Here is a 9,285-nt window from a genome sequence, read left to right as displayed (position 1 = left end):
ACAGGATACTCACATTCATTTCGCCAACGCAAATGGGGCCGCAAAGATGAGCGCCAAGACCTTGTTGAAGGGCATGCTCGCCTATCAGGCCTGGGCGAACGATGAGCTCGTTGAGAAGCTTGCCGGAATGGGTCCGGCTCGCGACGCCGGACAACGCCATGCCGCGCTCCGTCTGATGAACCACATCCATGTCGTGTCGCGGATTTTCGCCGCGCATCTGAAGGGTGTCGCCCATGGCTATGCGGGCGACAATACGCCGGATACGCCTCAACCGCTCGAGCTGCGCGTCGCATTGACTGAGGTCGATCGCTGGTATCTCGATTATCTGGAAACCGTTTCGGAGCAAGGGCTTGCCGACCCGGTCGCCTTCACCTTCACCGACGGCGACAAGGGTTGCATGACGAGGCAGGAGATGCTGACCCATGTCGTCCTGCACGGCGGTTACCATCGCGGCGAGATCGGCCGCATGCTGGCCGCGACCGCGGTCTCGCCGCCCTGGGACACCTATGCCGTCCATCTTCATCGCTCCGAGCCGGTGCGCCGTCTGCAGGGCTAACGCAAGCCGGCAATAAAGATTGGTGGCGGGGGCTGAAATATGAGCTTGAAGCTCACTTTCAAGCGTCCAAGCTTTGATCGTCTCACCTGGCAGGTTCATCTGTAGATGTTTTCGCTGGACAAGATGAAGCTGGCGTTCGGCGGCATGTACTCTATTGTGAGCGCCCTGCTCACATTTGCGATACAAGCTTATGCCGCGCATGGATGGATGATCGGGTGATAGAAGCCGCGCGAAGATCTGTGCGGCAGGCCGTCACTTCGAAAGTGACAGATTCGCTCACAATTTTTCAACGTGATGCGTTTGGTGTAACCAAAATTCAATAACTGAAAATCATTGTGTTGCTTCGCTGGCTAGACAGTCGCGAGTCAGATATGCATAGACACGCCGGGTCACTCACGACCATTGGCAAAACGCAAGGGGCATCGCATGGCAAAGACGACAACCAAGGCGCCGGCAGCGAAAGCGCCGGCAAAGAAGCCGGCAGCTAAGGCTGCCGCGAAACCTGCAGCAGTGAAGAAGGCAGCGGCACCGAAGGCAGCCGCCAAGGCTCCGGCCAAGGCAGCAGCCAAGCCCGCCGCCGCCAAGAAGCCGGCGGCCAAGGCCGCGGCAAAGCCCGCCGCCAAGGCAGCCGCCAAGCCGGCGGCCAAGGCAGCAGCCAAGCCCGCCGCCAAGAAGCCGGCAGCGAAGGCAGCGGCCAAGCCCGCAGCCAAGGCTCCGCTGAAGGCCGCCGCCGCCAAGGCGCCGGCAGCCGTAAAGAAGGCAGCTCCGGCGAAGAAGCCGGCCGCCAAGAAGTAATCGCGTAGCTTCGCTTGGCTGGCGCAAACAGGTGAGGGCGGGTGCCACCAGGCACCCCTCTCGCCAATTCGGTGTCAGAGCGGGCGGAGTCGGAGCGGACGCTCCTCCTAAAGCTCTCGGAAATTTTGCTGCCAGCAAAAACTTCCGGGAGCTTTTTTGTTGGCGCGCCTGCGCAGGCAAACAGCGTTGGCTGATCCGGATCGGCCCGCTGGCCGTTGCCCTTCGGACCCCGGTCGGTCAACAGTGCCGCAAACAACCGGGAACCCGATCATGCCGAAACTGCTCTATGCCTCCACATCCCCTTATAGCTCGAAGGTCCGCATGGCGGCCGCCTATGCCGGAATCGCCATCGACCTCGTGCCAGTCAAGACGGAGGACAAGCCCGCCGAACTGATCTCGGCCAATCCGCTCGGCAAGATCCCGGTGCTGGTGCTGGAGGACGGCCGCTCGATCTATGACAGCCGCGCCATCACCCAGCATCTCAACCGCCTGTCGAAGAGCGCGCTGTTCCCGCGCAATCCCGACAAGCGGCTCGACGCGGAGGTTCTGGAGGCGCTTGCCGACGGCATCTGCGACTGCGCGCTGTCGATGGTCTATGAGCGGCGCACGCGGCCGGAGGCGATGGTCTATCAGCCCTGGCTCGATCGGCAATGGGGCAAGATCACGACCGCCCTCGACCTCATCAACGCCAACCCGCCGAAGCTGCCGAAGAAGATCACCGCCGGCCATATGGCGCTGCGCGCAACGCTTGGCTACCTGGCGCTGCGCTTTTCCGGCCAATGGGAGAAGGGCCGCGGACGTCTGGTCCGCTGGGCCGCGCGGTTTGATGAGAAGTTCCCGGAACTGAAAGGCAGCGTGCCGGGGTAGATACAGCTGATCTCCCCCCTCGGAGATTGGYGAGCTTGAACACCATCCGCCTCCATGCTTGCATGACATCACCCAAGTCGGAGTGGTGAGCATGGCAAAGCCCTCGACCAGTGCCGCGCCTGACCCGATGGTCGCACGCCTGCGCGCCGCTCTCGGCAAGCGCGCCTTCACCGAGCAGAAGATGTTCGGCGGCACCTGCTTCATGATCGACGGCAACATGCTGATCGGTACTTCGAAGCGCGGGCTTCTGGTGCGCGTCGGCAAGGACGCGCATGCGGCCGCCGCGGCACTTCCTCATGCGGGCACGATGGAGATGGGCGGGCGCTCGATGGAAGGCTATATCCGCGTCGCGCCGGAAGGCACGGCAACCGATGCCGATCTCGCCGGCTGGCTCGACCGCGCATTGGCTTTCGTCGGGACGCTGCCGGCGAAGGCAAAGGCCAAGTCGCCGAAGGGTCGACATGAGGGCTGACCGAGGGGCGCACAACCCTTTGCCGGTTTTACGGGCACAAAAAAAGCCGGGCGCATGGCCCGGCTTTTCCGTGTCGTGGCTTCTAACGACTTAGAACTTCATACCGACGCCGAAGGTGACGCGGTTGTCCGAAGACTTGACCTTGCCGGTGTCGCCGAAGTTCTTGCTGCCGTAGTCGGTGTAGCGGTACTCGACGCGGCCGAACACGTTGTCCGTGATCTTGATGTCGGTACCGGCACCGGCGGTCCAGCCGAGCATGGCCTTGTTGTCGTGCACGCCGGTGAAGCTGTCGTCGATCTTCTGATCCTTAACAGCCAGACCGCCCGTGCCATAGAGCAGGATTTCGGGGGTCACGRCATAGCCGAGGCGAGCGCGCAGCGAGCCTTCGATGCCGGTCTTGGCCGAAAGGTCGTTGTCCGAACCTTTGGTGYCGTTGTAGCCGAGGTCGGCTTCAGCACCGTACACGAAGTTCTCCTGCTGCCAGTTGTAGCCGCCGAAAACGCCGCCGATGAAGCCCTTGGTCTTGGCGTCGACGCCGGGGGCCTTCACATGGCCGCCGAAGCCGTAGCCGAGATTGATACCGGCATAGGGCCCGGCCCAGGAAGCGACCGGAAGCTCGGCAACCGGGGCGGGAGCCGGCGGCTCTTCGGAAACGACGTCGGCCGCAAAGGCGGTACCACCAAGGGCGAACAGCCCGAGCGCAGCGGCGAGCGGCGCGAATTTGAGATTGGTCTTCATTATATACTCCTTAAGCCACAAGACACTTAGGCTTGTTTGTTCATGAAACGCCCCGGCCCGTCCGGGGGGATAAACGGGCTTGGCGCTCAACGGTTCCAAATGTCGTGCTGAAATGCGGCTGAAGCGAACCTGAACTTGGGTCATTCCCCGGCGCGAATGAGGCCGAAAAGTGACGTTGCATCTTCGCAACAGCGAATGTCAGCAGGTTAAACATGTTGCGCTGCACACCGCTTGGTTCAAGGGGTCCAGCGACATATATTGCGGTGAGTGGCGCCCCGAATCCGGCGGGGCGCAAGCGCATCCGGGCCGCTTTGCCACATTCCTGCCCCAGGTGGAAACGGCATTTAACGCTTGGCCCGTCATATTGTGCCGGCTTCCCGGAATCGTGAAGCCGATTGAGGATTGACACCATGAGACAAGCCACGGCCGTCGCGCTGGTGACGGGTGGAGCAAGGCGGATCGGCAAGGCGATCGTCGAGGATCTGGCCGCCAATGGCTTCGCCGTCGCCATCCACGCCAACCGGTCAAGCGACGAGGCCGAGGCGCTGGTGCGGAAGATCATGGGCCAGGGCGGTCGCGCCGCCGTGGTCGTCGCCGACCTCACAAACATGGATGCTGTCGGCGATCTCATCGGCAGGGCGCAGGCCGCGCTCGGCCCTGTCACACTGTTGGTCAACAATGCGTCCCTGTTCGTCGACGACCGCGTGGAGGATTTCGACTGGCGGGCCTGGGACCGCCATTTCGCTATCCATGTCAAGACGCCGGCGCTGCTGGCGCAGCACTTCGCCCATGCCCTGCCCGAAGGCGAGGAGGGGCTGATCGTCAACGTCATCGACCAGCGCGTCTGGCGGCCGACGCCGCGCTATTTCTCCTATGCGCTGTCGAAATCGGCGCTTTGGACGCAAACGCAGATGCTGGCGCAGGCGCTCGGGCCCCGCATTCGCGTCAACGCCATAGGCCCCGGTCCGACGCTGAAGAACAAGCGCCAGGACGATGATGACTTCGGCAAACAAGTCGAGGGCCTGATCCTGAAGCGTGGCCCGCAATTGCCCGAATTCGGCGCCACGATCCGCTATCTCTGGCAGGCGCGCTCGGTGACAGGCCAGATGATCGCGCTCGACGGCGGCCAGCATCTTGCATGGCAGACGCCCGATGTGACAGGCATGGTGGAATGAGTCCCACAGCCCAAAGACATAAACGCAACGGCGCCGCCGACGACCTGCCGCCCGATGTCGATCTCGACATCGAGGACGAGGCGGCGGAGGAGATCGTCGAACCGGAGTCGATCCCGACCGGCCCCGAAGTCGCCTTCACGGCCATCGACTGGACGCCGCATGCCGGCGACGCCGACGGCATGGTCGGTGCGGAGGTGATCCAGACCTTCGTCAAGCGGCTGCCCAACCAGCCCGGCGTCTATCGCATGATGAACGCTGCCGGCGACGTGCTCTATGTCGGCAAGGCGCGCAGCCTGAAGAAGCGCGTCACCAATTATGCGCAGGGGCGTTTCCACACCGCCCGCATCGGCCGCATGGTGCGCGAGACGGCGACGATGGAGTTCGTCGTCACCCGCACCGAGATCGAGGCGCTGCTGCTCGAGGCCAACCTCATCAAGCGGCTGAGGCCCCGCTTCAACGTGCTGATGCGGGACGACAAGTCGTTCCCCTACATCCTGCTCACCGGTGACCATGTCTCGCCCGGCATCTACAAGCATCGCGGCGCGCGATCGCGAAAAGGGGACTATTTCGGCCCCTTCGCTTCCGCCGGCGCGGTCGGCCGCACCATCAATTCGCTGCAGCGCGCCTTCCTGCTTCGAAGCTGCACCAACTCCTTCTACGAGAACCGCACAAGGCCCTGCCTGCTCTACCAGATCAAGCGCTGCGCCGGTCCCTGCACCGGCGAGATTTCGCATGAGGGCTATGCCGAGTTGGTCGCGGAAGCCAAGGATTTCCTCTCCGGCCGCAGCCAGAAGGTGAAGACCGAAATCTCGGCCGCCATGCAGCAGGCCTCCGAAGAACTCGATTTCGAGCGCGCCGCCATCTACCGCGACCGTCTTGCCGCGCTCTCGCATGTGCAGGCACATCAGGGCATCAACCCGCAGACGGTCGAGGAGGCGGACGTCTTCGCCATCCACCAGGAAGGCGGCCAGACCTGCATCCAGGTGTTCTTCTTCCGCACCGGCCAGAATTGGGGCAACCGCGCTTATTTCCCCAAGGCCGATCCGGCGCTCGAGCCGGCCGAGGTGCTGGGCTCGTTCCTGGCGCAATTCTATGACGACAAGCTGCCGGCGCGGACGCTGCTGCTGTCGCAGACCGCGCAGGAGCAGGAACTGCTCGCCGAGGCGCTCTCCACGCATGCCGGCCGCAAGATCACGATCTCGGTGCCGCAGCGCGGCGAGAAGAAGGACCTGACCGATCACGCGCTGCAGAATGCACGCGAGGCCCTCGGCCGCAGGCTGGCCGAGACCTCGACCCAGGCCCGGCTGCTCAAGGGTTTTGCGGACACCTTCGGCTTGGAAAAGCCGCCGGTGCGCATCGAGGTCTACGACAACTCGCACATCATGGGCACCAACGCGGTCGGCGCCATGGTCGTGGCTGGCCCGGAAGGTTTCGTGAAGAACCAGTACCGGAAATTCAACATCCGCTCGACCGAGATCACGCCGGGCGACGATTTCGGCATGATGCGCGAAGTGATGCAGCGGCGCTTTTCGCGGCTGCTCAAGGAGCATGGCGACGTCCAGCCCGGCCCGACCGTCGAGGACGAAGCCGGCGAGGAGGATCTGGTCGCCGGCAATGGCGGCTTTCCGGCCTGGCCCGACGTCATCCTGATCGACGGCGGCCAGGGCCAGATGACGGCCGTGCGCCAGATCCTGGCCGACCTCGGCGTCGAGGACCGGGTTGTCGCCATCGGTATCGCTAAAGGCCAGGACCGCGACGCCGGCCGCGAGCGCTTCTTCGTCAAGGGCAGGGAAAGCTTCATGCTGCCGGTGCGCGACCCGGTGCTCTATTTCGTCCAGCGCCTGCGCGACGAGGTCCACCGTTTCGCCATCGGCTCGCATCGTGCTCGCCGCAAGAAAGAGATGGTCAAGAGCCCGCTCGACGAGATCGCCGGCATCGGCCCCGGCCGCAAGCGCGCGCTGCTGCTCGCCTTCGGCACTGCCAAGGCGGTCAGCCGCGCCGCGGTCGAGGACCTGATCAAGGTCGACGGCATTTCGGAGCATGTGGCGAAGCTGGTCTACAATCACTTCCACGAGAGCTGAAGGCCGGTTTCGAGCACGGAAGTTTGACAGATCGGACGATGGGCCGCAGAGGCCCCGGTAGACACAAATGCTATTTTTCCCTGGTCAATCGAATCTCGCCTGTTGACCCCCTACATTCGCTTCTGATTTGAGTACGTCTGGCGGAGGAGATTTCCCGAGACGACATGGCACAACGCGCGTTCAACCTGCCGAACATCCTCACCTATGCTCGCATCGTCGCGGTGCCGTTGGTCGTGCTGTGCTTTTTTCTTGAGGGACATCTGAAGTCGTCCGACTTCGCCCGCTGGTCGGCGCTGGTCATTTTCCTGCTCGCCTCGATCACCGATTACTTCGACGGCTATTTCGCGCGCGCCTGGCAACAGACCTCCAACATCGGCAAGATGCTCGATCCGATCGCCGACAAATTGCTGGTCGCCACCTGCCTGCTCCTGCTTGCCGCCGACACCGACCGCCATGGCGGCATCGCCGGCTGGTCGTTGTGGGCGGCCATCATCATCCTGTGCCGCGAGATCCTGGTCTCGGGCCTGCGCGAATATCTGGCCGCCTTGAAAGTGTCGGTGCCGGTGACCCAACTCGCCAAATGGAAGACCACCATCCAGATGGTCGCCATCGCCTTCCTGTTGGTCGGCCCGGCCGGCGACAAGATCTTTCCGCTGACCACCCAGATCGGCCTGGTGCTTCTGTGGGTCGCGGCCCTCGTCACGCTCTACACCGGCTATGATTATTTCCGCGCCGGCCTCAAGCACATCATGGACGAGTGAGATGTCCACGAAGCTCATCTATTTCGCCTGGGTACGCGAGCGGATCGGCAAGCCGGAAGAGGATGTCGACTTGCCTTCCGGCATCGAGACGGTCGCCGACCTGCTGCGCTGGCTGAAGTCGCGCGGCGAGGAGTATGAGAACGCGCTGCGGTATCCGGACGTCATCCGCGTCGCCATCAACCAGGAACATGTCGGCCACCGCGAGAAGATCGCCGGCGCGCGCGAGATCGCGCTGTTTCCGCCGATGACCGGGGGCTGAGATGGCCGGCGTTGTGCCCGCCATCCGCATCCAGCGCGAGGACTTTGACATCGCCGCCGAGATCGCCGGCCTGACCGTCGGCAGGACCGATATAGGCGCCGTGGTCACTTTTTCCGGCCTTTGCCGTGACGAGCAGGGCGCGCTGTCGGCGCTCGAGCTGGAGCACTATCCCGGCATGGCGGAGGCCGAGATCGGCCGCATCGCCGCCGAGGCGACTGAGCGCTGGCCGCTGCAGGGGCTCACCGTCATCCATCGGCATGGCAAGATAGCGCCGGGCGAGAACATCGTGCTGGTGGTCGCGGCCTCGTCGCACCGGCAGGCGGCCTTCGAAGCTGCGAATTTCCTGATGGATTATCTGAAGTCGCGCGCCCCCTTCTGGAAGAAGGAACATCGCGCCGACGGCACCGAGGGCGGCTGGGTAGAGGCCAAGGAAGCCGACGATCGCGCGGCGGACCGCTGGAAGAAACAGGGCGAATAATGCATGTCGCCCAGAAGTGTGCAGCGGTTCTGGGGCAACGACATGCATCAAAAAATGCATGTCGCCCAGAAGTGCGCAGCGGTTCCGGGGCAACGACATGCATCAGAAAAAACTCCCGTTCGGCCATCGAACGACCGCAATCCTTCCCAAGCCTGCCGGTTGGTTTGATTTGCTTGGCGGAGCAGGGTCATGCTGGACCGCATCGCGGAGTTCTTCATCTTCGGGCTGGTGCCGCTGGTCGTCGGCGTGCTTGCCGTGCCGGAAGTGACCGAGGCCGGCGAGAAGACGATCGCGGGCGAGGTGACCTATCGCGAGCGCATCGCCTTGCCGCCGGATGCCGTGCTCATGATCGAGCTCGCCGATGTCTCGCTGGCCGATGCGCCGGCGACCGTGATCGCCAAGCGCAGGATAGCGCCCACCGGCCAGGTGCCGATCAAGTTCGACATCGGCTTCGATCCCGAGGCGATCCAGAAGGACCGGACCTACGCTCTGCAGGCGCGCATCACGGTCGGCGAACGGTTGATGTTCATCACCGACACAAGCCGCCAGCTCGATCCGCTGGCCGGGAAGCCGCAGACGGTGCTGCTGAAAATGGCGCGCTGACGTCGCGCGCCGGCTCGACCGCGCGAAGCTTGCCATCGCAGAAAAGGACAGCCGCATCTTTTCACCCTGGAAACTGTGTTCGCCGGAATAAACCGGCGGCGCCAAGCGTTGACTTATGCAGATGGCGGGCAGGCAAAGGGACGAACGTCCCTTCACTCAAACCGCCAGGCCGAATGCGCAGGATCGATCTGGCACTCAATGGAGACCAGATATGAAGAAGCACACGCTCATTCTCGCAGTCACAGGCGTATCGCTGATTGCCTTCGCCGGTTTCGCCCGCGCGGACGACCATCTGTTCAATGCCACGCAGCATGGCCTCAGCCCCGACAGCCAGCCCTTCCAGACCAACAAGGCCGGCCATAGCGGCGACCTTGCGCCTGGACAGGGCAGTCCGTTTACCGGCGAGGAGACGAAGACGCCGTCCACTGACACCGAGGCGGCGAACGCCCACGCGAATGTGAAAGACCGTCAAGCCAAATGATCTTTTGCCCGCCGGGAGG

Annotated in this window: 12 protein-coding genes; 11 read left to right on the top strand and 1 reads right to left on the bottom strand. The window is 63.5% G+C overall.

Going from position 1 to position 9,285, the window contains the following annotated elements:
- Window positions 1-46 precede the first annotated feature (46 nt).
- The 4 genes from LCM4577_RS30855 to LCM4577_RS30840 all read left to right on the top strand — a co-directional run bounded on the left by LCM4577_RS30855 (window position 47) and on the right by LCM4577_RS30840 (window position 2,690).
- Complete coding sequence (locus tag LCM4577_RS30855; RefSeq protein WP_071035775.1) at window positions 47-556, top strand: DinB family protein; 510 nt, start codon at window positions 47-49, stop codon at window positions 554-556.
- 426 nt (window positions 557-982) lie between these two features.
- The gene (locus LCM4577_RS30850; RefSeq protein WP_052468041.1) at window positions 983-1,351 is read left to right on the top strand and encodes a hypothetical protein; all 369 of its coding nucleotides are present in this window, start codon (window positions 983-985) and stop codon (window positions 1,349-1,351) included.
- A 270-nt stretch (window positions 1,352-1,621) separates the two neighbouring features.
- Window positions 1,622-2,218, top strand: a complete 597-nt coding sequence (locus LCM4577_RS30845) for a glutathione S-transferase (protein ID WP_040984715.1) — start codon at window positions 1,622-1,624, stop codon at window positions 2,216-2,218.
- 91 nt (window positions 2,219-2,309) lie between these two features.
- Window positions 2,310-2,690 carry a TfoX/Sxy family protein gene (locus LCM4577_RS30840; RefSeq protein WP_052457857.1) on the top strand — a complete coding sequence of 127 codons (381 nt, stop codon included), beginning with the start codon at window positions 2,310-2,312 and terminating at the stop codon, window positions 2,688-2,690.
- 90 nt (window positions 2,691-2,780) lie between these two features.
- Here the strand turns inward: LCM4577_RS30840 and LCM4577_RS30835 are convergent, their stop codons facing one another.
- On the bottom strand, window positions 2,781-3,428 hold the full coding sequence (locus LCM4577_RS30835; protein WP_071074603.1) for an outer membrane protein: 648 nt from the start codon (window positions 3,426-3,428) through the stop codon (window positions 2,781-2,783).
- Window positions 3,429-3,838: 410 nt separating this feature from the next.
- On the opposite strand from LCM4577_RS30835, the gene LCM4577_RS30830 reads away from it, so the two are divergent.
- From LCM4577_RS30830 to LCM4577_RS30800, 7 genes are all read left to right on the top strand, one after another.
- Window positions 3,839-4,603, top strand: a complete 765-nt coding sequence (locus LCM4577_RS30830) for an SDR family oxidoreductase (RefSeq protein WP_071074602.1) — start codon at window positions 3,839-3,841, stop codon at window positions 4,601-4,603.
- On the top strand, window positions 4,600-6,684 hold the full coding sequence (gene uvrC, locus LCM4577_RS30825) for an excinuclease ABC subunit UvrC (protein ID WP_071074601.1): 2,085 nt from the start codon (window positions 4,600-4,602) through the stop codon (window positions 6,682-6,684). Before LCM4577_RS30830 ends, uvrC begins: the two co-directional genes overlap by 4 nt.
- A gap of 164 nt (window positions 6,685-6,848) precedes the next feature.
- Window positions 6,849-7,445, top strand: a complete 597-nt coding sequence (gene pgsA / locus LCM4577_RS30820) for a CDP-diacylglycerol--glycerol-3-phosphate 3-phosphatidyltransferase (RefSeq protein ID WP_040984724.1) — start codon at window positions 6,849-6,851, stop codon at window positions 7,443-7,445.
- A 1-nt stretch (window position 7,446) separates the two neighbouring features.
- Window positions 7,447-7,704 carry a molybdopterin converting factor subunit 1 gene (moaD, locus tag LCM4577_RS30815; RefSeq protein ID WP_071074600.1) on the top strand — a complete coding sequence of 86 codons (258 nt, stop codon included), beginning with the start codon at window positions 7,447-7,449 and terminating at the stop codon, window positions 7,702-7,704.
- A 1-nt stretch (window position 7,705) separates the two neighbouring features.
- Window positions 7,706-8,182 carry a molybdenum cofactor biosynthesis protein MoaE gene (locus LCM4577_RS30810; protein WP_040984728.1) on the top strand — a complete coding sequence of 159 codons (477 nt, stop codon included), beginning with the start codon at window positions 7,706-7,708 and terminating at the stop codon, window positions 8,180-8,182.
- Between the two features lie 189 nt (window positions 8,183-8,371).
- Window positions 8,372-8,785 (top strand): YbaY family lipoprotein, encoded by a 414-nt coding sequence (locus LCM4577_RS30805; RefSeq protein ID WP_083354914.1) that lies wholly within the window; start codon window positions 8,372-8,374, stop codon window positions 8,783-8,785.
- Between the two features lie 211 nt (window positions 8,786-8,996).
- Window positions 8,997-9,266: a hypothetical protein gene (locus LCM4577_RS30800; protein WP_041010778.1), complete on the top strand. Its 270-nt coding sequence runs from the start codon at window positions 8,997-8,999 to the stop codon at window positions 9,264-9,266.
- Window positions 9,267-9,285 lie beyond the last annotated feature (19 nt).

It is taken from the genome of Mesorhizobium sp. LCM 4577 (assembly GCF_001854795.2).
Lineage (GTDB): Bacteria > Pseudomonadota > Alphaproteobacteria > Rhizobiales > Rhizobiaceae > Mesorhizobium > Mesorhizobium plurifarium.
This window is presented reverse-complemented; position numbering and strand designations above follow the sequence as displayed.